29 protein-coding genes and 2 tRNA genes are annotated in these 21393 nt (G+C 62.1%); 19 read left to right on the forward strand and 12 right to left on the reverse strand.

Annotation, left to right across the window (positions count from 1 at the left end):
• Positions 1-30 precede the first annotated feature (30 nt).
• From V4T21_RS06720 to V4T21_RS06740, 5 genes are all read right to left on the reverse strand, one after another.
• Entirely contained in the window at positions 31-1302 is a 1272-nt protein-coding gene (locus tag V4T21_RS06720) for an O-acetylhomoserine aminocarboxypropyltransferase/cysteine synthase family protein (RefSeq protein ID WP_332714707.1), read from the reverse strand.
• Positions 1303-1476: 174 nt separating this feature from the next.
• Positions 1477-2826: an NADP-specific glutamate dehydrogenase gene (gene gdhA / locus V4T21_RS06725; protein WP_332714709.1), complete on the reverse strand. Its 1350-nt coding sequence runs from the start codon at positions 2824-2826 to the stop codon at positions 1477-1479.
• Positions 2827-2870: 44 nt separating this feature from the next.
• Positions 2871-3386, reverse strand: coding sequence for a GreA/GreB family elongation factor (locus tag V4T21_RS06730; RefSeq protein ID WP_332714711.1), 516 nt, complete (start codon positions 3384-3386; stop codon positions 2871-2873).
• A 141-nt stretch (positions 3387-3527) separates the two neighbouring features.
• The gene (rnk, locus tag V4T21_RS06735; protein ID WP_332714713.1) at positions 3528-3935 is read right to left on the reverse strand and encodes a nucleoside diphosphate kinase regulator; all 408 of its coding nucleotides are present in this window, start codon (positions 3933-3935) and stop codon (positions 3528-3530) included.
• Positions 3936-4461: 526 nt separating this feature from the next.
• A complete protein-coding gene (locus V4T21_RS06740; RefSeq protein ID WP_332714715.1) occupies positions 4462-4713 on the reverse strand; it encodes a hypothetical protein in 252 nt (83 codons plus the stop codon).
• Between V4T21_RS06740 and V4T21_RS06745 the strand changes: the two genes are divergently transcribed.
• The 6 genes from V4T21_RS06745 to V4T21_RS06770 all read left to right on the forward strand — a co-directional run bounded on the left by V4T21_RS06745 (position 4712) and on the right by V4T21_RS06770 (position 9260).
• The gene (locus tag V4T21_RS06745; protein ID WP_332714717.1) at positions 4712-5200 is read left to right on the forward strand and encodes a PTS sugar transporter subunit IIA; all 489 of its coding nucleotides are present in this window, start codon (positions 4712-4714) and stop codon (positions 5198-5200) included. The genes V4T21_RS06740 and V4T21_RS06745 overlap by 2 nt on opposite strands.
• Positions 5201-5340: 140 nt before the next feature.
• A complete protein-coding gene (locus V4T21_RS06750) occupies positions 5341-5475 on the forward strand; it encodes a hypothetical protein (RefSeq protein ID WP_332714719.1) in 135 nt (44 codons plus the stop codon).
• An 87-nt stretch (positions 5476-5562) separates the two neighbouring features.
• A complete protein-coding gene (locus V4T21_RS06755) occupies positions 5563-6234 on the forward strand; it encodes a TetR family transcriptional regulator (protein WP_332714721.1) in 672 nt (223 codons plus the stop codon).
• Positions 6235-6279: 45 nt separating this feature from the next.
• A complete protein-coding gene (locus tag V4T21_RS06760) occupies positions 6280-7131 on the forward strand; it encodes a metallophosphoesterase (RefSeq protein WP_332714723.1) in 852 nt (283 codons plus the stop codon).
• Positions 7132-7158: 27 nt separating this feature from the next.
• A complete protein-coding gene (locus tag V4T21_RS06765; RefSeq protein WP_332714725.1) occupies positions 7159-8457 on the forward strand; it encodes an ABC transporter substrate-binding protein in 1299 nt (432 codons plus the stop codon).
• Positions 8458-8525: 68 nt separating this feature from the next.
• Positions 8526-9260 carry a tyrosine-protein phosphatase gene (locus V4T21_RS06770; protein WP_332714727.1) on the forward strand — a complete coding sequence of 245 codons (735 nt, stop codon included), beginning with the start codon at positions 8526-8528 and terminating at the stop codon, positions 9258-9260.
• A gap of 5 nt (positions 9261-9265) precedes the next feature.
• Here V4T21_RS06770 and V4T21_RS06775 read toward each other — a convergent pair whose 3' ends face one another.
• Positions 9266-9631 (reverse strand): response regulator, encoded by a 366-nt coding sequence (locus V4T21_RS06775; protein ID WP_332714729.1) that lies wholly within the window; start codon positions 9629-9631, stop codon positions 9266-9268.
• A gap of 4 nt (positions 9632-9635) precedes the next feature.
• Positions 9636-10613: a sensor histidine kinase gene (locus V4T21_RS06780; RefSeq protein ID WP_332714731.1), complete on the reverse strand. Its 978-nt coding sequence runs from the start codon at positions 10611-10613 to the stop codon at positions 9636-9638.
• Between the two features lie 276 nt (positions 10614-10889).
• On the opposite strand from V4T21_RS06780, the gene V4T21_RS06785 reads away from it, so the two are divergent.
• Together V4T21_RS06785 and V4T21_RS06790 are read left to right on the forward strand one after the other, a co-directional pair.
• Complete coding sequence (locus tag V4T21_RS06785; RefSeq protein WP_332714733.1) at positions 10890-11243, forward strand: response regulator; 354 nt, start codon at positions 10890-10892, stop codon at positions 11241-11243.
• A gap of 78 nt (positions 11244-11321) precedes the next feature.
• Positions 11322-11756 carry a universal stress protein gene (locus tag V4T21_RS06790; protein ID WP_332714735.1) on the forward strand — a complete coding sequence of 145 codons (435 nt, stop codon included), beginning with the start codon at positions 11322-11324 and terminating at the stop codon, positions 11754-11756.
• 2 nt (positions 11757-11758) lie between these two features.
• Here V4T21_RS06790 and V4T21_RS06795 read toward each other — a convergent pair whose 3' ends face one another.
• The 3 genes from V4T21_RS06795 to V4T21_RS06805 form a co-directional block, all read right to left on the reverse strand.
• Positions 11759-12439, reverse strand: a complete 681-nt coding sequence (locus V4T21_RS06795; protein WP_332714737.1) for a class I SAM-dependent methyltransferase — start codon at positions 12437-12439, stop codon at positions 11759-11761.
• A gap of 85 nt (positions 12440-12524) precedes the next feature.
• Positions 12525-12998, reverse strand: a complete 474-nt coding sequence (locus tag V4T21_RS06800) for a DUF192 domain-containing protein (RefSeq protein ID WP_332714739.1) — start codon at positions 12996-12998, stop codon at positions 12525-12527.
• An 8-nt stretch (positions 12999-13006) separates the two neighbouring features.
• Complete coding sequence (locus V4T21_RS06805) at positions 13007-13633, reverse strand: cold-shock protein (protein ID WP_332714741.1); 627 nt, start codon at positions 13631-13633, stop codon at positions 13007-13009.
• Between the two features lie 225 nt (positions 13634-13858).
• Here V4T21_RS06805 and V4T21_RS06810 point away from each other — a divergent pair, with 225 nt between their 5' ends.
• The 7 genes from V4T21_RS06810 to V4T21_RS06840 all read left to right on the forward strand — a co-directional run bounded on the left by V4T21_RS06810 (position 13859) and on the right by V4T21_RS06840 (position 17968).
• Positions 13859-14275, forward strand: coding sequence for a VOC family protein (locus V4T21_RS06810; RefSeq protein WP_332714743.1), 417 nt, complete (start codon positions 13859-13861; stop codon positions 14273-14275).
• A gap of 106 nt (positions 14276-14381) precedes the next feature.
• The gene (locus V4T21_RS06815; protein WP_332714745.1) at positions 14382-14846 is read left to right on the forward strand and encodes a YcbK family protein; all 465 of its coding nucleotides are present in this window, start codon (positions 14382-14384) and stop codon (positions 14844-14846) included.
• 95 nt (positions 14847-14941) lie between these two features.
• A tRNA-Glu gene (locus tag V4T21_RS06820) sits at positions 14942-15017 on the forward strand.
• A gap of 137 nt (positions 15018-15154) precedes the next feature.
• Positions 15155-15229 (forward strand) — tRNA-Glu (locus tag V4T21_RS06825).
• 124 nt (positions 15230-15353) lie between these two features.
• On the forward strand, positions 15354-15608 hold the full coding sequence (locus V4T21_RS06830; protein ID WP_332714747.1) for a hypothetical protein: 255 nt from the start codon (positions 15354-15356) through the stop codon (positions 15606-15608).
• A gap of 210 nt (positions 15609-15818) precedes the next feature.
• A complete protein-coding gene (locus V4T21_RS06835) occupies positions 15819-16331 on the forward strand; it encodes a hypothetical protein (RefSeq protein ID WP_332714749.1) in 513 nt (170 codons plus the stop codon).
• Between the two features lie 248 nt (positions 16332-16579).
• Complete coding sequence (locus V4T21_RS06840; protein ID WP_332714751.1) at positions 16580-17968, forward strand: dipeptidase; 1389 nt, start codon at positions 16580-16582, stop codon at positions 17966-17968.
• 173 nt (positions 17969-18141) lie between these two features.
• Here the strand turns inward: V4T21_RS06840 and V4T21_RS06845 are convergent, their stop codons facing one another.
• The gene (locus tag V4T21_RS06845; RefSeq protein ID WP_332714753.1) at positions 18142-19059 is read right to left on the reverse strand and encodes a transcriptional regulator GcvA; all 918 of its coding nucleotides are present in this window, start codon (positions 19057-19059) and stop codon (positions 18142-18144) included.
• A 91-nt stretch (positions 19060-19150) separates the two neighbouring features.
• Between V4T21_RS06845 and V4T21_RS19175 the strand changes: the two genes are divergently transcribed.
• Positions 19151-19357 carry a YjiS-like domain-containing protein gene (locus V4T21_RS19175; protein WP_440589635.1) on the forward strand — a complete coding sequence of 69 codons (207 nt, stop codon included), beginning with the start codon at positions 19151-19153 and terminating at the stop codon, positions 19355-19357.
• Positions 19358-19367: 10 nt separating this feature from the next.
• Here V4T21_RS19175 and V4T21_RS06850 read toward each other — a convergent pair whose 3' ends face one another.
• Positions 19368-19757: a SpoIIAA family protein gene (locus V4T21_RS06850; protein WP_332714755.1), complete on the reverse strand. Its 390-nt coding sequence runs from the start codon at positions 19755-19757 to the stop codon at positions 19368-19370.
• Between the two features lie 98 nt (positions 19758-19855).
• Here V4T21_RS06850 and V4T21_RS06855 point away from each other — a divergent pair, with 98 nt between their 5' ends.
• Genes V4T21_RS06855 through V4T21_RS06865 form a run of 3 tightly spaced genes read left to right on the forward strand, consistent with a single transcriptional unit; the run spans position 19856 to position 21390 of the window.
• Positions 19856-20605, forward strand: coding sequence for an SDR family NAD(P)-dependent oxidoreductase (locus V4T21_RS06855; RefSeq protein WP_332714757.1), 750 nt, complete (start codon positions 19856-19858; stop codon positions 20603-20605).
• 48 nt (positions 20606-20653) lie between these two features.
• On the forward strand, positions 20654-20992 hold the full coding sequence (locus V4T21_RS06860) for an ArsR/SmtB family transcription factor (protein ID WP_332714760.1): 339 nt from the start codon (positions 20654-20656) through the stop codon (positions 20990-20992).
• A gap of 2 nt (positions 20993-20994) precedes the next feature.
• Complete coding sequence (locus V4T21_RS06865; RefSeq protein ID WP_332714762.1) at positions 20995-21390, forward strand: VOC family protein; 396 nt, start codon at positions 20995-20997, stop codon at positions 21388-21390.
• Positions 21391-21393 lie beyond the last annotated feature (3 nt).

The following is a 21393-nucleotide window of genomic DNA, read 5'->3' on the forward strand; positions in this document are numbered from 1 at the left end:
GGGCCGGCGTGGCCCTGCCCGACTTTGAGATCAGATAGCCGCCAGAGCCTGATCGACGTCGGCGATGATGTCTTCGATGTCCTCGATACCCACAGACAGGCGCACGAGGTCTTCCGACACGCCCGCCTCAGCGAGTTCCTCGGGGCTGAGCTGGCGGTGGGTGGTCGTTGCCGGGTGGCAAGCCAGCGTCTTGGCGTCGCCGATATTGACCAGCCGATAGATCATCTTCAATCCGTCGATGAACTTGCCGCCTGCCTCGCGGCCACCCTCGACGCCGAAGCTGACGATGCCGGAGGCCTTGCCCTTGTAGAGCCGATCGCAGATCGCTTTGTACGGGCTGCTATCGAGCGCGGCGTAGTTGACCCAGGTCACCTTGGGATGCTTTTCGAGATATTGGGCCAGGGCGAGGGCGTTTTCGCAATGGCGCTGCATGCGCAGGCCGAGCGTTTCCAGCCCCATAAGGATCAGGAAGGCGTTCTGGGGCGCAAGCGCCGCGCCGGTGTTGCGCAGCGGCGCCACCCGCGCCCGCCCGATATAGGCCGCAGCGCCCAGCGCCTCGGTATAAACGACGCCGTGATAGGACGGATCGGGCTCGTTGAGGATCTTGAACCGGTCCTTGTTGGCGGCCCAATCAAACTTACCGGAATCGATGATGACGCCGCCGATCGAATTGCCGTGGCCGCCGATATATTTGGTCAGCGCGTGCACGACGATATCGGCGCCCAGATCGAACGGGCGGCAAAGATAGGGCGTGGCGACGGTGTTATCGACAATGAGCGGCACGCCATGACGGTGGGCGATCTCGGCGAGCTTTTCGATATCGACCATGTTGCCGGCCGGGTTGCCGATCGATTCACAGAACACCGCCTTGGTGTTCTCGTCGATCAGGCGCTCGAAGCCCTCGAAATCGTCGCCCTTGGCCATGCGCACCTCGATGCCCTGGCGGGGCAGAGCGTGCATGAACAGATTGTAGGTGCCGCCATAAAGCTGGCTGACCGAGACGATGTTGTCGCCGACACCCGCTATGGTCTGGATGGCATAGGTGATCGCCGCCATGCCGGACGCTACGGCCAGCGCCCCGATCCCGCCTTCCATCGCCGCCATGCGCTGTTCAAGCACCGCATTGGTCGGGTTCATGATGCGGGTATAGATATTGCCCTCGACCTTGAGATCGAACAGATCGGCGCCATGCTGGGTGTTGTCGAACGTATAGGACGTCGTCTGGTAGATGGGCACTGCCGCTGACTTGGTGGTGGGCTCGGGCGTATAACCGTGATGCAGGGCGATGGTATCGAGCTTCATGGGAACTCCTCCGGAAAACTGGATCGGACCTTATTTCATTTCCCCGGTCCGTTGGGGCGCCGAAATGGGAACGGTTTCCCCAATATCGCACGGGGCAAGCCATATTCTTTCCCAAACCGGAAAGACAATGCCCCTGCGGTTTCCTCGAACCGCAGGGGCATTTGCGGAAGTGGCTTAGACGACGCCCAGCGCCATCATCGCATCGGCAACGCGCACGAAGCCGGCGATATTGGCGCCAGCGACGTAATTGCCCGGCAAGCCGTATTCCTCTGCGGTTCCGGCGCAGCGGTCATGGATATCGGTCATGATTTCCGCAAGGCGTTCCTCGGTCTGTTCGAACGACCAGGAATCGCGCGACGCGTTCTGCTGCATCTCGAGCGCGCTGGTCGTAACGCCGCCGGCATTGGTGGCCTTGCCGGGCCCGAACAGGACGTTGCCCTGCTCGAACAAGCGAACGGCTTCCGGCGTACAGGGCATGTTCGCCCCCTCGCCCACCGCCACGACGCCATTCTTGATCAACGCCCGCGCGTCACGTCCGGTCAATTCGTTCTGTGTCGCCGCGGGAATGGCGATGTCGCAGGGGACGTCCCAGATCGCACCCTTCTCGCTGAAATGCGCGCCATTGCCCTTGAGTTCGGCGTATTTGGCGATCCGTCCGCGCCGGTTTTCCTTGATCTCCTTGACCAGATCGAGATCGATCCCGCCCTCGTCGACCACATAGCCGCCCGAATCCGAGCAGGCCACGACCTTGCCGCCCAGTTCCTGGACCTTTTCGATCGTGTAGATCGCCACATTACCCGAACCGGACACGACCACACGGCGTCCGTCGAAATCCTGGCCCCGGGTCTTGAGCATTTCGGAAATGAAATAGACGGCGCCATAGCCGGTGGCTTCCTTGCGCACGCGCGAGCCGCCCCAGGCCAGGCCCTTGCCGGTCAAAACGCCGGATTCATAGCGATTGGTCATGCGCTTGTACTGGCCGAACATATAGCCGATCTCGCGCTGGCCGACGCCGATATCACCGGCGGGAACGTCGGTATATTCGCCGATGTGGCGGCTGAGCTCGACCATATAGGACTGGCAGAAGCGCATGATCTCCATTTCCGATCGCCCCTTGGGGTCGAAATCGGAGCCGCCCTTGCCGCCGCCGATGGGCATGCCGGTCAACGCATTCTTGAAGGTCTGCTCGAAGCCGAGAAATTTCACGATGCCCAGATTGACGCTGGGGTGGAACCGCAGGCCGCCCTTATAGGGACCGAGCGCGGAATTGAACTGCACGCGGAAGCCGCGATTGATCTGCACATGGCCTTCGTCGTCGATCCACGGCACGCGGAAGATGATCTGACGCTCGGGCTCGCATAGCCGCTCGATAAGCCCGGCCTCGGCATAACGCGGGTGCTTTGCAATCACCCGTCCGAGGCTGTCCAGCACCTCCTGCACGGCCTGGTGGAATTCGGCCTCGCCGGGGTTACGCCGGAGAACCTCGGCATAGACCGGGCCGAGGATATCGTCTGTTGCACTCATATTTGCATCTGCTTTCTCTTGTGTGTTGAAGGGTGGCGACGCCGTTACGCAGCCGAAGGACCGGGATCGTCGTCGGAGGGATAGGTCGGGCGCTGGAGCGGAGCGGTCTGGGTGCTGCTGTCCCGGCTCGACACGAGGCGCAGGCCCTGCCCCCTGCCCCGGTTTTTTCTCTCCGCCTCGGGCTGGGAGAGCACCTGGATGATCGCCAGGGTTTCGGTTCCCTCTTCGAGCTCGACCTCGAGATAATTGCCCTCGGCCAGCCCCAGCATCGCCACCCCGCGCAGGCTCGCGATGGACAAATGATCCTGTCCGGGAACGTATTGATCGACAGTGACGAGGGTGCCCTCCTGGGCCGGCTGCTCATCTATCCGGAAGGCGACGCGCGTGCCCAGGGTCACGATATTGGCCGGCAGATCGTCGGCGAAAACGATCTGGGCAAGTTGAAGCTTGCGCCTGATGGCTCCGGTCAGCATCTCGCTGCCCTCGATGCCGCGATCGGCCATCGTTTCGAGAATGCCCAGGTCGCGTGGCGTGATCTTGGGAAGGTAATCGGTGCTCATTGCGGTGTCCTTATGCGGTGAAACAAGAGTGAACACACGGCCGGATCGGCGGACATTCGTCTCGCCAACCCGGCCGTCATCGCAAAACTTGCGCACTCCGCGCGCTCGGCTATCCGCCGACTGCCTGAGGATCACCATGGTTCAGTCGCCCGCGGTGACCTTTTCGACGGTGAGCGAGAGCTGCCGCCCGTCGCGCGCCGTCCAGGGAATCGACTGACCTTCCGAAAGCCCGATCAGCGCCGCGCCGATCGGGGTCAGGACCGAGACCCTGCCCTCCGAAATATCGGCTTCGCCCGGATAGACGAGCTGATAGGTCCGGTTGAAACCATCAGTCGTCGTGAACGAGACCTTCGATCCCATCCTCACGACGTTTTCGGGCAGCTTGTTCTGGGCCACGACACGGGCCCGTTCGAGCTCGACGATCAATTGCTCGGCCACCTGAACGGACGGTCCCGATAAGCCGTCCGCCATGGTCAAAAGGCGGCCATGGTCTTCAACACCGATAACCAGCGTCGGCATACGTGAGGTTTTTTTTGCAGCTTGTGACATTGTTGCGCACGATCCTGTCCGACAGGCAGTCGGACCCAAAACAGGGGAAATGGTAATGCGCCGCTGACGCTATGGATCGTGGGAAAAAGGATCGAAAGCGCGCCCCGAAGCTCGGGAGGCGCGTACGGCCGAGCTTCGGGCTACAGTCCTGTTACAGGCTGTCCTTTAAGCATTCGCAGCAATGTCAAAAGCGCTCGGATCGACATGGCTCGAAGCTAGCCCCTTCCCCGCGGAAGTCAAGAGAACGCTTCGTCGCGCCCCCGCGAGCGGCTTGAGACACCATGGGCAACGGACCGACGCGCGCGGCACGCGGTCACGGCAAAAACGACATACGAACGGATTTTGGAAAAATCGCACACCACCCTCCAACAAGGACGAAACAAGACGTTATGGACTTGTTCCCGAGGCGGCGTACCGGTTCAGCCCGGCACGAATTCCCCGCCCCGGGAGGCAGGGAGTGCGCCAATGGGCGCTCTCTGGCAGGCGATTTCAATCGAAGTTTTCAGCATAATTTATACATAGACACTCAAAATTCTTTTTCAAGTTGCTTCGCAGCCCACGAGCAATACCAACTATAGCCGGTTGACTTGAATAATTTATGATATACCCTAAATCCACCATGACTGAGATTTTTTCTTCGTATTCGCTTCGCTTCACGAGTCGCGATCGGGATGCGTAGCCCGAAGGTGTCGGAATAGTCCACACCTTCGGGGAACTTTCCGAAACAATCCTGTTTTTCTTGATCCGGCGTCCCGAACGCCGGGTGGAGGTTCGTCATGGCATTGACCAATCCGGTATTCGAAGCCGATTTCACCATCGATAAGGTATCGAACTCACGCAAGGCGGCTTTGGGCGCTCTTGCCCGGCGCATCTGCGCGCTTCGCCCCGACATATCGGTCGAAGATATCTATGGGTGTTTCCTGGCCCGCGAGCGGCTGGGCTCGACGGCGATCGGCGCGGGCGCTGCAGCGCCCCACACAATCCACGAACAGGCCGGCGCGCCCCTTATCCAGGTCACGCGACTGGCCTCGCCGGTGGATTTCGACGCTGCCGATGACGAGGCGGTCGACCTGCTTTTATGCGTCATCGGCAATCGTCACGATCTGAAGTGGCTGCATCTCGCCCTTCCGCGCATCGCCAAACTGGCCAATACACCCGATCTCGCCAAACGCCTGCGTTCTGCCCGATGCATCGCCGATGCCGAGGAGCTACTGGCACAGGCCGGCATCTACACCGACCGCACAGCGCCCAGAAAGGCCGCATGATGCGGTACGTTTTCCCGCCCATCTGGAGGCGTTCTCAAACAGGAGGCTTGCCTGGCCGGCGCTGCTAGCCGGCCAGGAGCAATGAAATTCAGCCCGTTCTTACGGGTTTCTCCTGTCATTTAACGAGATGGAGTTTTTCCATGGCCAAACGCAAGGGCGACCAACAGCGCAAGCAACCCAAGAAAAAGCAAAAGAAGAGTCTGGCGGCGGAATCCGTCAGCGGGCTTTTCTCGGGAGCGACGGGTCCCGAAGCCGCAAAGCGAAAAGGCAAATAAGCCTGACGGGCAGAGCATGGCTCTGCCCGTTTCCGGTCACATCGCTGTCATGCGCCGGTGGGATAGACCGGCCTTGCCCGGTGTGACATGACCAAAAGCACAACGCCCGAAAAGCTCCGTATCGCCTGCGAAGAATTGCTCAAGGCCGCCAGCCGTCCCGAAGAGGTGACCGTGCGCGGCATTGCCGAGCGCGCGGGCACCAATATCGGCGCCGTCAATTATCATTTCGGCAATGTCGACCACCTGATCGTCACCGTAGCCGAACGGGTCTATCGCCGTCTCAATGCCGAACGGCTGGCGCTTCTCCACGCCGCCCTGCAACGCTCCCATCCCGCCCCTGCCCGCGTCGAGGATTTGATCGAGGCGCTTGTCGGCCCATCGATCCGCTGGAGTCTCGATCCCAATTCCAGCTATGGCGTGTTGCGGCACATGACCACGCTGGCCCAATCGAGCGGCCACCCGGAAGTCTTCAAGCCGATGATCGAGGATATCGACCACCATCGGCTGTTCATCCCTCATTTCCGCAAGATCGCGCCCTGGCTCGGCGATGTCGAAATCGGCTTCCGCATGTCCTGCCTGCTGGGGGTGCGCTCGCAGATGACGCGCAGCCGGGAGCGCACCGAGGAACTCACCGGCCACGGGCTCGATCTTGCCGATCCCGAAGTGGTCATCGCCCAGGTCGTCGCCGCCACCGCGCCCATGTTCACCGCCCCTTCGGCCCGCCATTCAAACGCTGTTCCAAACTCGTCACGCCAGTGAAACCGGACAGGGATAGGTCGTCTCCAGCAACAAGGAGCACGACGCATGGGCGAAACCATTTTCATCCACATTACGGACCTGCATGTCGGCAACCCGGCGATCGTCGACGACCATCTGTTCAGCGACACCTCCACCACGCTGACCCGCGTGCTCGAGATGATCGGCACAATGGATCAGGCGCCCAAATTCATCATCGCCAGCGGCGACCTCACCAATCGCGGCGACGCCGACAGCTACCGCCAGCTTAAATCGATCATGGAGGCCACCGATCTCCCGGTGATCTACGCGCTGGGCAATCACGATACCCGCCCCGGCTTTTACGAGGGCATGCTGGGCCGCACGACCGACCTCGAAGCGCCGTATGACCACGATCAGGTCATCGAAGGCGTCCATATCATCACGCTCGATACCACCACTCCCGGCCAGATCGGCGGCAGTCTGACCCCCGAGCAGTTCGATTGGCTGGCCCGCACGCTCGACACCAACTCCGAGCTACCCAAGCTGATCGTCGCCCACCACGCCCCCGCCCTCGGCGACACCGCTCCGTGGGACCATTGGCGCACCATCGAATTCGGCCAGTCCCAGCAGCTCGCCCAGCTTCTCAAGGGCCGGAACATCCTCGCCATCCTCTCGGGCCATATCCACCACGACCGGTTCTCGGTCTGGCATGGCATCCCGGTGATCGTCGGCATGGGCCAGCACGCGGCCACCGACATCCTCACCCAGGATGTCCTGCGCATGGTCGATGGCGGGTCGTTCGGCATCGGCACCGTCCGCTCGTCCGGCCTCACCATGGCTCTGGTGCCCCTGCCCCAGACCCGCACCGAACTCAACCGCTACGACCTTTCGGCCCTGCGCGCCAAGCAGGAAGCCGCGTTGGCCGAAGCGGCGAACTAACCCTCTCCACCACAAGGAAATCTCGCGATGCTGAAGCGCACCATCCTTACGCTCATGGCCGCCGCCGGCCTGGGCGCCACGGCCCTCGCCGGCCCGGCCTTGGCCCAGATGGCCGATGCCATCACCGAGCCGGTCACCATCACTTTCTACAATTACAACCTGGCCACCGCCAGCAACGGGGCCGATGCCACTCGCGAGCTGATCGCCCGGTTCGAGGAAGAAAACCCGCTGGTCACCGTCGAAACCGTGGCCGTTCCTTCCAATGAAATCATCACCCGCATCCAGGCCGACATGGCCGCCGGCCGCCAGCCCGACGTCGCCCAGCTCGTCTTCCGCGATCTCATCTATCTCTCGACCGATCTGGGCGCCAACGCGCTCGAAGACATGGCTGGCGAAGAAGCCTATGCCGAACTCACCGAAGGCATGATCCCGCAGGGTCTGGAACTGGGCAGGGTCGACGGCAAGACCTATGGGCTGGCCTACACCTTCTCCACCCCGATCCTTTATTACAACGCCGATCTGTTCCGCGAAGCGGGCCTCGATCCCGACAATCCACCCCAGACCTGGGAAGAGGTCAAGGCAGCCGGCGAAGCCATCGTCGCCAACACCGATGCCGAAGGCTTTTTCCCCGGCGCCTATGGCCCGGCAGACGGCACCTTCGTCTATCAGGCGATCCTCATGTCCAATGGCGGCAACGTCCGCGACGGCAACACGCTGACCTTCGCCAACGAAGAAGGCACCCAGGCCGTGCAGATGCTGCGCGACATGGTCGACAGCGGCGCCCATGCCCGCCTCGATCCCGCCAACCCCAGCGAGGCCATGGCAGCGGGACAGCTCGGCATGTTCCTTTACACCAGCGCCCTCCAGAACAGCCTTTCGGCTTCCGCCGAGGGCAATTGGGAGCTGCGCGTGGCGGCCATGCCCGCCTTTGGCGACAAGCCCACCGCACCCACCAATTCGGGCAGCGCGCTGTTCAACTTCTCGCAGGACCCCGTCAAGCAGCGGGCATCCTATGAGCTGATGAAGTTCCTCACCTCCGACTATGGCTATACGATCATCACCAGCAAGATCGGCTATCTGCCGCTTCGCCTCAATATCGTTGACGATCCGGAATTCCTCGGCCCCTGGACTGCTGAAAATCCGCTGATCCGCCCCAATCTCGAACAGCTTGAACGCCTGACCCCCAATGTCGCCTTCCCCGGCCAGAACTACCGTCAGGCCGAGTCGATGATGAAGGACGCCGTGACCGAAGCCGTGCTCGGCAATGGTAATGTCGCCGAGGTTCTGACCTCCGCCCAGGATATCGCGCAGACCCTGATGCCCTGATGGGCAACCCGACGCGGGGGAGCTTCCCCCGCGTCCCCCTTTCTTTCCCCACCAGATTGGAGACGACCATGTCCCTGGCGGCCTCGCGCCACTGGGCCCTTCCCGGTACGCACAATATTCGCGACCTCGGCGGCTATGCCCGCGCCAATGGCGGGATGACGCAATGGCGTCGCATCCTACGCGGCGAGGCGCTGCATCATCTCAGCCCCGAAAGCATTTCCGAGCTCGTGGCCAACGGTCTGGCACTGGTGCTCGATCTGCGCGGCCCCCATGAAACCGGCCTCGCGCGCCACCCCTTCTCGACTCATGAGCAGGTGGCCTACCGCAACATTGCGCTTTTCGATGCCCTGCCCCGGATCACTTTGACCGAGACGCCGTTCGACATGGCGCAGCGCTATTGCAACGCGCTGGACAAATGCGGTCCGCAACTGGCCGAGGCCCTACGCGTCATCGCCACCGCCCCGCACGGCATCGTTCTGTTCCATTGCACCGCCGGCAAGGATCGTACCGGCATCGTCGCCGCATTGGTGCTGCTGGCCTGCCGCGTCGCCCCCGCCGATGTCGTCGCCGATTATGCCCTCACCGCCTCGGCGCACGAACTCATCGATCAATTGCGCGAGCGTGCCCTGGCCGCCGGCGGCCACCCCGAGCATATCGAGCGCGTGCTGGCCAGCGACGCCGACACCATGCAGGCGATGATCGATCACCTCGAGAGTGCCCACGGCGGCATCGATGCCTATCTCCCGGCCATCGGGCTTGCCCCAGCCGAAATCATAGCGTTGGTCGATCGGCTCTGCCTCTGAGAGCGTCAGTGGGCGATCGCAACCACCTTGTCGAGCGACGCCCGGCTCACCGGCTTGTGGATCACCGCGGCCTCCTCGAACTTTCCTTCCAGGCCGGCACGTCCGTAGCCGGTGACGAAGGCAAAGGGAATGCCGCGTTTTTCCAGGGCCTGGGCGATGGGAAAGCTCTTCTGGTCGCCCAGGTTCACGTCGAGAAAGGCAAAGCTGAACTCCCGGTCGTTCACCAGGGCCAGACTCGCATCGACGTTGGAGGCCGTGTAAATTGAGTGAAACCCCAATTGCTGCAATTCATCCTGAAGTGACCAGAGAACCAGGAATTCGTCGTCGATAATTAGGATTGGCGCGTCGGCTGGAAGGTAGTGTGTATTCATCTCATCATGCCGCAATATCGGGCGGTTCGGCGAGACGGAAGCGGGCGTTGAAACGCAGGCCATCGGGCGCGTAGTCGAGCACCACGCGCGCGTCCAATTCGTGCCGGAGCGCATTCTGGATCATATGGGTTCCAAAGCCGACCCGCGTCGGCGTTGCGACGGTCGGGCCGCCTTTCTCCTCCCATCGCAGTTCGGCCTCGTTCTCCCCCACATCCCAGCAAACCGTGACATGTCCTCCCGGCCGCGACAGCGCGCCGTATTTGGCGGCGTTGGTGGCAAGCTCGTGGATGGCCATGGCCAGGGCGTTGGTCTGGCGAAGCGTCAGCTTCAAATCCGGCCCGTGGCTGATTTCGATCCGGGCCGGATCGCCGCCGAACGGGTCGAGCACCGCTTCGAGCATGCTCAGGAGCGGCGCCCCGCTCCAGCCGTTTCTCGTCAGGAGATCCTGGCTGACGACCATTGCCCCGATCCGCTGACGGAACAGCGCCAGATGCTCAGCCGAATTGGCGAGCGAGCCGAACGTTTGCGCCGCCGTTGCCAGCACCGTCGCCAGCAGGTTCTTGGTGCGGTGGTTGAGTTCGTTGACGAGGATTTCCTGCAATTCCTCATTGCGCTTCCGCTCGCTGACATCGCGGGCGATCTTGGAAGCCCCCACGATCGTGCCGCTGCGGTTGCGTAAGGGCGAAACGGTGATCGAGACATCGATCCTCTCGCCCGTTTTGGTCAGGCGCACCGTATCGAAATGCTCGATCTGTTCCCCGCGCCGGATCTTGCCGATAATCTCGGCTTCCTCGCCCTGCAGTTCTGGAGGAATGATCGTGGTGATCGGACGACCGACGATCTCCTGGGCCGTGTAGCCGAAGATGCGTTCGGCGGCCGCGTTCCAGGAATTTATAATGCCGTTGAGATCCTTACTGATGATCGCGTCGTTGGACGAGGCGACGATGGCGGCGAGCCGCGCAAGTTCAATCTCTGTTTCCATGTGAGGGTCCGTGGCAAAGACCATCATATTCTACCCCTTGATCATACGCTGGGTGCCCACCCCTCCATGTACGAATGCGCGTGCCTTTTCATTCGACGCAACGCGGCCTGACTTCATTGGTTCCTATAGATAGCTGTTCTTGATCAAATAATTGGCATTGACAGACAATCCAAGGGATTGGCCGCCCGTTCCGATTCGCCAACGTCAGGGAAGCGTGTTACCAATATCGGGCTGGACGGGGGCCCAGCGCCGTGGCGGCAAACAGACGAGGCCAGCATGACGATCCTCATTCTGGAGGACGAAGCCCTCATCGCGCTTGATCTGCAATACGCCCTCGAGGCCGCCGGTCATCAGGTCGCGGCCATCGCTTCCAACCGTGCTGCCTATGCGTGGCTGGGCGACAACATCCCCAAGGCCGCGATCATCGATCTCAAGCTGCGCGACGGCGACAGCACCGCCCTGGCCGACCGGCTGGCCAGCTCTCATGTGCCGCTGGTGATCTACACGGGTCACGACGTCCGAAACATCGATCTGGCGCGATCGCTCCGTCAGGTGCCGATCCTCAAAAAACCCACCGATCAGAATGGCGTCGTCGCCACGCTCCAGGCGCAACTCACGGCTTTTTCCTGACCGGCGTTCAATTGATCGAGATCAATTGCAACGTTGAGGCCTATGCTATCGTTGTCGTCCGAAGATGGAGAGAGCGCAATGTACAAGCATATCCTGATTGCAACAGACGGTTCCGAACTCTCGACCAAAGGGCTCGATCAGGGCCTCGAACTCGCCAAACAGCTCGGCGCCAAGGCGACAATCGTCACGGTCACCGATGTGTGGGCTTCCGGCGCGCTGGCGGCCGCCGGCCCGGCTACGATCGCCGAATATGAGGAATCCATGCGCGAGGCGGTCCAGGATATCCTCTCCGAAGCGGCGCGGTTCGCCACCGACAGCGGCGTGCCTCACGATACGGTCCACATCCCCAACCGCTACGCCGCCGACGCCATCGTCGAAACCGCGCAGGATATCGGCGCCGATCTCATCGTCATGGCCTCACACGGCCGGCGCGGGTTCAGAAAGATGCTGTTGGGCAGCCAGACCACCGAGGTCCTGACCACCAGCACCGTGCCCGTCCTGGTCGTGCGCTAACATCATACCGGCGCATACGCCACCCAGCCCCTGAAGCTGAGCCCGGCGTAGAACAGCCCGACATCGGTAAATCCCGCTTCGCGCAGCAGGGCTTCATCGTCCTGCGGCGCCAGGATCGATAGCCTGGTGCCGATGGCCTGACGGGCTTTTTCCACCTGAAGCGGGTCCTGCACCTCCGGCGCACCATAAGCGACGTGACGGCTTATCCATGTCGAGCGTTCGGGCTCGGTCTGCACAAAGCTGATATGGGCGACGACGAAAGGCGCGCCGGGCTTGAGCCGACGCCTGATTTCATTCAGCGTATCAAGACGTTGCTCGCGCGGAACGAAGTGAAGCGTGAGCAGGCAGGTCGCGGCATCGAACGGGCCTTCCGGCGCGCTTTCGATATAGCCCTCATAGAGCCGCATACGCCCGGAAAAATCTCCGACCGTCTGCCGGGCCAGTTCGATCATGTCCGCCGATGGGTCGATGCCATCGAACGTCCAGCCCGATTGCGCCTCGGCAAAGGCCTTGAGCTCCAGCCCACCTCCGGCGCCCAGCACCAGCACCCGGCCATCGGCAGGCACGCGCTCGGCCATCAGCAGCACCGCCATGCGGTGAAGGTCGGCGAACCCCGGCACCTGACGGGCCGGCCTTTGGGCATAACCCCTCGCTGCCTTACCTTCGAAAAACGCCGAACTCATGCTGGAAGCCCCGGTTTTGATTAGTATGTAACCACATATGTTACATCAAAACCGGCCCGTCAAGCGAGCCTGCCTCCGTCAACGATCAGCGGTTAGCGTCCGGCTCCGCCTCGATGCGCGGGTGCTCCAGCCGGTCCCCGGCGTCGATCCCCAGCTCGGCCGCGCGTCCGCCGGGGATTTCCAGCACGAAGCGGACCGGCTCGCCCGAGGGGATCGAGGTGCGATCCATCGGCACCGCCTCGGGGTGCACCCGGGCGATGGTGCCGTCGGATTTGATGAAGATCATGTCGAGCGGGATCAGCGTATTCTGCATCCAGAACGCCACGGGCCGTTCGTCGAAGAAATCGAACAGCATGCCCGCGTCCGGGGCCAGTTCCTCACGGAACATCAGTCCCCGCGCGCGCTCGGCGTCGTCATCGGCGATTTCGATGGTAAAGCTGTGGCTTTCATCGCCCGAATGGATCACCGCGATGGTTTCATCTCCATCCTGCGCCCATGCGGGCGTCGCGAACGCCGCCACGGCGATCACCAGCGAAAGCACCAAGCGCGGAGAATTCATGGCAGGCCTCAATGCGAAGACGGAGCGTCGCCCCACCCATCCGGGCGGATTTCGGCAACCATAAGGCCCTTGGGTCCATCGCCATAGCGCGCCAGAACGAACTGGCCGGGCCGCAATTCGGTCAGCCCGAAGCGCCGCAGCGTTTCCATGTGAATGAAGATATCGGGATGCCCTTCCCCTTCGGAGAGGAAACCGAACCCGCGCACCCGGTTGAACCATTTCACCTCGAGCCGCACCAGCTTGGAGGTGGGCTCCACCTGCACATGCGTGCGCGCCGCCGGCATCTGGGCCGGGTGCCGAGCCGTCGACTCATCCATCGAAATGATGCGGAAGGCCTGCAATCCGCCGGGCCGGTTGAGCGCTTCGACCACGATGCGCGCGCCCTCATAGGCCGTCTGATATCCGTCGCGGCGCAGGCAGGTCACATGCAGCAGCACATCCGCGCCGCCGCCATCGGGCACGATAAATCCGAAGCCCTTGCCCGCATCGAACCATTTGATGGTCCCCGCTAGCTCGATAACGTCGAAATCGCTGCCCGTATTCTGAAAGTTTCCGTCCGTCTCCTGGCCGTGCGCGTCTTGCCGCGTCTCGTTTCCAGTGTCTTGTCCGGTGCCGGAAGTGTATTTCGCCCCCATGCTCAACGCCTTTTCCACACACGGCCCGCAATGCGCGGGTACTCTTTTACAAATCAAGGGCAGTGTGGCCGATTCAAAACGAAAAGTTAAGAACCATTCATAATTTTATTACGGGCTTTTAACCTTATGGCGTCCGGCGCGCGCCTTGGCCTCATCTCCATTCTTTTGTAGCCTCCCCGCTCCGGCACGATTGCCGGGCCGAAACACCCAAGCTGGAGCCTTGCCTTGAAATATCTTCACACAATGGTCCGCGTCACCTCGATCGAGGACAGCCTGCGCTTTTATCGCGACGGCCTGGGCCTGGTCGAATCGCATCGCTCGGAAAACGAAAAGGGACGCTATACGCTCGTCTTCCTCAACGCTCCGGGCCAGGAAGACGCCAAGGTCGAGCTCACCTACAACTGGGACCCCGAGGATTATACGGGCGGCCGCAATTTCGGCCATCTGGCCTATCGGGTCGACGATATCTACGCCCTTTGCCAGCACCTTTCGGACATGGGCTACACCATCAACCGCCCCCCGCGCGACGGGCACATGGCCTTCGTCAAATCCCCGGACGGAATTTCGGTGGAGCTGATTCAGGACGGCCATCTCGCTCCGCAGGAGCCGTGGGCTTCCATGCCCAACACCGGCACATGGTAAACGCTTAAGAGCGCATTAACCACGCCTATTGACCGGCGGTTAGGCAACCGCCGGTATTTTCATTCCGTGGTTTGGGTACAACACCCCCGGCACGGAAGTTGTTTTAATGCGTACTATCTCCAGTCTGATCGTCATGGTGTGCCTGCTCGGTGCGTGCGCCCCTATGGCCATGTTCGCCTCCGGCAGCGGAGCCGGCTACAATGGCTTGCGCAGCGACTGGGGCACTTACGTCTCACATTCCAACGTCAACGCCTTCTGCCTTTCGCCCAAGCTGCGCTTGCTGATCTGGGATATCGAAGGCCATTTCGGCAAGAAGGTCGTGATGAATTCGGGCTATCGCACGCCCTGGCACAATGCCTCGGTCGGCGGCGCCGAATCCTCGATGCACACCAAATGCATGGCGGCCGATTTCTACATTCCCGGCGTCGAGAAATCGCGCATCATCGCCTATGCCCGCAACAACGGGCTGGTCGGCGGGCTGGGTTGCTACCCCGGTCAGAACTTCGTGCATGTCGACGTTCGCGACCGTCCGCGCGGCTATCGCGGCCCGGTCACCTTCAACGGGTGTTGAAATCAAAAGAAATTCCATTTTGGGTATTGCGCATTCGCAATGCCCCCCCTATACACCCGCTCACCGGCTGGAACGGTTCTCCGAAACAGCCCTCCGCGCCCTTCGTCTAGCGGTCTAGGACGCCGCCCTTTCACGGCGGAAACACGGGTTCGAGTCCCGTAGGGCGCGCCATTCTTCCCCAACAGGAAGCTGGCCAATTTCCCGTTGCCATCGGTAGCGCTTGCCGTTATCAATGCCGGCGACAAACGGTCCTCAAGCGTCCCTGAAAATTGCCTTTCGGTTCGGACGCCAACAGGTCACTCAAGCTAGCGCCCTTCGTCTAGCGGTCAGGACGCCGCCCTCTCACGGCGGTAACACGGGTTCGAGTCCCGTAGGGCGCGCCATTTTCCCTTATATCGCTATTCGATCCCTCGTCGCGCGCGGTCTGGAACTGCGTCCGGAGTTAACCCATGGCGCTGCCGGGACCGGAAGAACCGCCAACGCGTTTCCCTGTAAAGGAGAACCGCGATGAAGGAAAAGATCATCAAGGGACCGAGCGATCGCCCCAGGCCCGAGGAAAAGCCCGAACATAGCGAAACCATCATCGATGTGGCGCGCGACGGAACGGCAACCCAGCGGACCGAGCCGGGACAAACCGGCGCCGCCGTGGCCGATGAGGACCCCGACGACAGCCTCATGGACAATAGTCCGGCCCGGAACAAGGATCGTTGGCGCGATCCGCACTATGATGAACCCGGCCCCGATGACGATACTTACGATTGATAGGTCCTGAGGAACCAGATTCGCCGTTGCATGGCCGATCAATCCGTTTTTCGCCATTTTTCCAGGCAGGCGGCAGCGTTGCCCTGCCCTTTCAAGCGCGCGCCCACAGGGCAATTTCCACATTTATGGCCAGTGCCACAAGTTCGCCCTACTCTTGCTCAAATTGGATTATCGATCACGCGCCTGTGATCAGATTGAGGATTTTGGACAATGAAAACGTACTTCGCGCCTTTCGCCATTGCATCGCTGATCGCACTCGCCGGCTGCAGCAACGACGGCGGCGATACCGCCAACGCCGAAACCACCGAACCCACGGCCGTGGAAGCGCCCGCCGCCGAGACCGCGCCGGCCGAACCGGCCCCCGTTGAAACCCCTGCTCCGGCCGCACCCGCAGCCGAAGAGCCCGCTGCTGCCGAAGAGCCTGCTGAAGACGTCGTCGACGAGGCAGCCGACGCAGCGGCCGAAGAAGCGGCCACCGAAGCCCCCGCGGCACCCAGCGCCGACGCGATGGCCAACCAGGCCATGCAGATGCTGACGCCCGAAGCGCAGGAAGCCCTGCAGACCCAGGTCGATTCGATGACCGACGAGCAGAAGCAGCAGGCCGTCGAAGACGCCCGCACCACCGCCGAGGACGCCGCGCGTCAGCAGGGTCTTTCCGACGAAATGATCCAGCAGGTCGGCGAGCAGGCCGAAGCCGCAGCGCGCCAGATGTTCGATCTCTAAAACTGTCGATTGCGGAAATGCTGTTGCTGGACCCCGGGAATAAAATCCCGGGGTGCCAAGGAAGTGGTTGGGGCGACAACGTGCCCTGAACCTGAGCCTGTCATTCCGGGATTTATTCCCGGAATCCAGTGCAGCGCCCGCCAAGAACACCGAATGCCCAGCAGCCCTGGCACCAAAATTTCTTTACCTCGGCGGTCCCCCTGCTAATCTCCGGTCACCTTTGAAATCCAGAGACGGACCCTCCCGCCATGACTGACGCCAACGCCTCGCTCGATGCCGTGCTTTCCCACGTCGATGCCAATCTCGACCAAAGCCTCGAGCGGTTGTTCACGCTGTTGCGGATCAAATCGATTTCCACCGATCCGGCCTTCACCGGCGAAGTCAACAAGGCCGCCGATTGGCTGGCCAACGAACTGAACGCCCTCGATTTCGACGCCTCCGTGCGCCCCACCACCGGCCATCCCATGGTCGTGGGTCACCAACGCGCCGAAGGCCCGAACGTGTTGTTCTACGGCCATTATGACGTCCAGCCGGTCGATCCCATCGAGCTTTGGGAAAACGACCCGTTCGAACCCAGCATCGGGGAAGAGAACGGCAACAAGGTGATCCGCGCGCGCGGCGCTTCGGACGACAAGGGCCAGCTCATGACGTTCGTCGAAGCCTGCCGCGCCTACAAGGCCGTGCGCGGCGCGCTGCCCCTCGGCGTCACGATCCTCTTCGAAGGCGAGGAAGAGTCCGGCTCTCCTTCCCTCGACGCCTTCCTCACGGCCAACGCCGAAGAGCTCAAGGCCGATATCGCGCTCGTTTCCGACACCGACATGTGGGACGAGGACACCCCCTCGATCATCACCATGCTGCGTGGCCTCGTGGCCGATCAGGTCGAAATTCAGGCCGCCAGCCGCGATCTTCACTCGGGCATGTACGGCAACGCGGCACGCAATCCCAATCAGGTGCTTGCCGAAATCATCGCCTCCCTGCGAAACCCCGACGGGTCCGTGGCCGTCGAGGGGTTCTACGACGACGTTCCCGAACTCCCCGAAGCGGTCGCCGAACAGTGGAAGCGCCTGCCTTTCGACGACAAGGGCTATCTCGGTGCCGTCGGTCTTTCCGAACCGGCCGGCGAACAAAACCGCTCGGTCCTCGAACAGATCACCTCGCGTCCCACCTGCGAGATCAACGGCATGTGGGGTGGCTATACCGGCGAGGGCTTCAAGACCGTCATCCCCGCCAAGGCCTGGGCCAAAATCTCCTTCCGCCTCGTGGGCAATCAGGACCCCAAAAAGATCCGCGACGCCTTCCGCGCCCATGTCCGTGCCCGCGTGCCCACCGATTGCACCGTGACCTTCCACGAGCACGGCGGCAGCCCCGCATCGGTCGTGCCCTCCGACGGCCCGATGCTGCAAAAGGCGCTCGAGGCGTTGACCGCCGAATGGGGCCGCGAGGCCGCCGTCGCCGGTTCAGGCGGCTCGATCCCCATCGTGGGCGATTTCAAGCGCAAGCTGGGCATGGATTCGCTGTTGATCGGCTACGCCCACGCCGACGACCGCATCCATTCGCCCAACGAAAAATACAACCTCAAAAGCTACCACCGCGGCATCCGCTCCTGGGTCCGCGTCCTCGACGCACTCTCGCGCTAGGATCGCACGCCATTCCCTCGTCACCCTCGGGCTTGCCCGAGGGTCCATGCGCGCGTTCTCGAATCCTTGCGACTCTGAGAAACGCCTCTCTCTCCCTCGTCGTCTTCGGGCTTGACCCGGAGACCCGCAAGGCTTCCACGCACCTCAGCAGAAGTGTGCCCCAACCGCTCACCTCAAAGCCCCGCCGCCGCAATCTCCTCCATCAACCACTCCAGCAGCGCCCGCACCGCCGGGCGCTCCCCTGCCTCCGGCGTCGTAACGAAGAACCAACTCGCCTGCGTCGGCAGATCCGGGCCGAAAGGCCGGACGATATGCCCGCGCGCCAGATCGTCGGACACCAGCACGCGCCGCGCCAGGGCGATCCCCTGCCCGGCGATCGCCGCCTGCACCGTCAACCCGGTGTCGTTATAGGCCGGGCCGCGCGCCGCAGATGACGGGTCCAGCCCCGCCGCCTTGAACCACGCCGCCCAATCCGGTCCGTCGTTGGACGAAACGACCGATGAATCATGGATCAACGTCTGCCCTGCAAGATCGCGCGGCGTGGCCAGCGGCCGAGGTCCCTCAAGCAGGCTCGGCGCGCACACCGGAAATGCCACATCGTCCATGAGCTTGGTGGAAACAAGCCCCTCATAAACGCCGCCCCCCGCCCTTATCGCAACATCGACGCCTTCGCGATGCAGGTCCACGGCCCGTTGCGTCGTGCCGATCATCGGGCTGATATCGGGATGGCGCGCCTGAAATCGATGGAGGCGCGGAATGAGCCATTTGGTGGTGAAGGACGACAGCGCCGAAATCCTTAAAATGTGCCCACCCGAGCTCTCCATCGCGCTTCGCGTGGCCCGCCGCACCGTTTCGAACGCCGTCTCGATCTCCCCGAAATACCGCCGCCCCGCGTCGGTCAGTGTCAGCCGCCGATTGTGCCGGATAAACAGTTCCAACCCCAGAAACTCTTCCAGCGCCCGGATCTGATGGCTGATGGCGGCCTGGGTGACGAACAGATCCTCGGCCGCCGCCGTAAACGACAGCCGTCGCCCCGCCGCTTCGAAAGCACGCAGCGCCGAAAGCGGCGGCATCCGATCGGTTTTTCCCATGAGCTAAACTAATCCAAGTTGTAAAAACTAGGCATTTGTGGCGCCACGATAGCCCGATTTATTCTGGGCCTCCATCGAAGGAGGCACAACCATGCACCCGCACTTTTCCTTAGTTCACCTCATAAATCAAATCGGGCTCTGGCACCGCCGCCTCCGCGATCGCCGCCATCTCGCCCACCTCGACGCCCATACACTCAAGGATATGGGCACCAATTGCGTCATCGCGGCGCGGGAAGCCCGGCGCCCCTTCTGGCACCCCATCGATCTTTGCCCCGATAACGCCGGGCCTCGGAAATGAACCCGGCTCGCTAGCCTTCCACCCGCTCGGCCCGAACGCTGGATGCGAATGCCATCGCCTCCTCGCGCTGGGCCGGCGCAAAGGTCCGCACCTCGATCTGCGGCAGGATGGCGCCCACGGTCTTGGCCAAACCCTCGAACCAGCCCGGTTCGGTGATCATGGCTATCTTGGGAAACCGCTTCCAGTCGCCAAGAAATTTGAACTGGGAGGCGAAGTCCTTGGCGATGGCTTCCGCCGTCATGCTTTCCAGCCCGGTCATGTCGGCCATCACGCCGATTTCCTGATATTCGGCCAGCATGGTTTCCGCCGCCGCGACGATCCGGTCGACGTCCTCGCCGGTGACCTGCCCACTCGCCGTCACCACAGCCACATTGCCCCGCTCTTGCGAAAATTCCAGCATTGCGTAACTCCTCGCTTGTGCGAACTGTCGCGAGGTCCAACGCGTTTCCGGCCAACCGGTTGCGACGGGCACCAAGCGCAAACCAACAGCGAGGCAATATGGCAAAGGTGGCGTGGGTGCTCGGCGGCGGCTCGGGGATCGGGGCGGAAATCGTCAAGCAGCTCTCGGGTCGCGGCTGGACCGTCGCCATTTCAGGCCGGCGCGAAGAAAAGCTCGACGCCCTTGCGGCCAGCCACGGCGCGCATCCCTACCCACTCGACGTCACCGATCTCGACGCCACCCGCACCACCGTCGCCCGGATTGCCGCCGATTTGGGAAGCATCGACCTCATGGTCTTTTCGGTCGCCGCCTCCAAGACGACCAAAACCGGCAGCTATGACTACGAGAGCTATGCGAGGATCATCGACACCAACCTGCTCGGCGCCATGCGCGTCATCGATCCCGTCGTCAGCCAGATGCGCAGGCAGGGTTCGGGCGAAATCGCCTTGATCGCATCGGTCGCCGGCTATCTCGGCCTGCCGCGTTCGGCGGCCTATTCCTCGGGCAAGGCCGGGATGATCGCCTTGGCCGAAACCATGCGCACCGAACTCAAGCCCGACAACATCGCCGTCCGGCTCGTCTGCCCCGGCTTCATCAAAACCGATTTCACCGCCAGCAATGATTTCCCCATGCCCTTCCTGATGGAAGCCGAAGAGTCCGGCAAGCGGATCGTCAATGGCCTGCTCGACACCCGAAAGTTCGAAATCGCCTTCCCGCGCCGCATGGTTTACCTGCTCAAGCTCGTCGCCATGCTGCCTTATCCGGTGTTTTTCGCTATCATGGACCGGCTGCTGACAGTGCGGAAATAGCTAAACCATGTGGTTTGACATCATCCCGACGCAGTGATACTAAACCTTATGGTTTCTTTTCCCGACGCCCAACTCGATACCATATTCCGCGCGCTGTCCGATCCGACGCGACGCGCCATGCTGCGCAGCCTGTCGCGGAACGAGCAAAGCCTGTCCCAGCTCGCCGCGCCCTTCGAGATGAGCTTTCCCGCCGCGTCGAAACATGTGCGCGTTCTCGAACAGGCCGGCCTGGTGCGCCGCCGGATCGAAGGCCGCACCCATATCTGCACGCTCGAGCCCGCTCCGCTGGCGGCCGCCACCGATTGGCTAAGCTTCTACCAGACCTATTGGACCGAAAAATTCGACGCGCTGGACGCGCTTTTCCAGACCCAACCCAAGGGAGACTGACCATGGCCAAATCCGTTACCCCGTTCCTGATGTTCGAAGGCAAGGCCCAGGAAGCGCTGGACCTCTACATGAGCCTCCTGCCCAATTCCGAGGTGGTGTTCATCAACAGATACGGCCCCGAAGGGCCAGGCCCCGAGGGCACGATCAGCCAAGGCCTGGTCAGTCTCGCCGGCCAAAAGGTGATGGTTTCGGACAGTCATGTCCACCACGCCTTCACGTTCACGCCCTCGATTTCGTTCTGGATCGAATGTGCCGACGAAGCCGAGCTCGAAAAGCTGTTCGCCGAACTGAGCGAGGGCGGCCAGGTTTATATGGAACTCGCCGATTACGGCTTTTCCACCCGCTTCGGTTGGGTCGGCGACCGCTTCGGCGTCACCTGGCAGCTCAACCTCGCGTGAACG

Source organism: Pelagibacterium mangrovi (assembly GCF_036662815.1).
Classification (GTDB): domain Bacteria; phylum Pseudomonadota; class Alphaproteobacteria; order Rhizobiales; family Devosiaceae; genus Pelagibacterium; species Pelagibacterium mangrovi.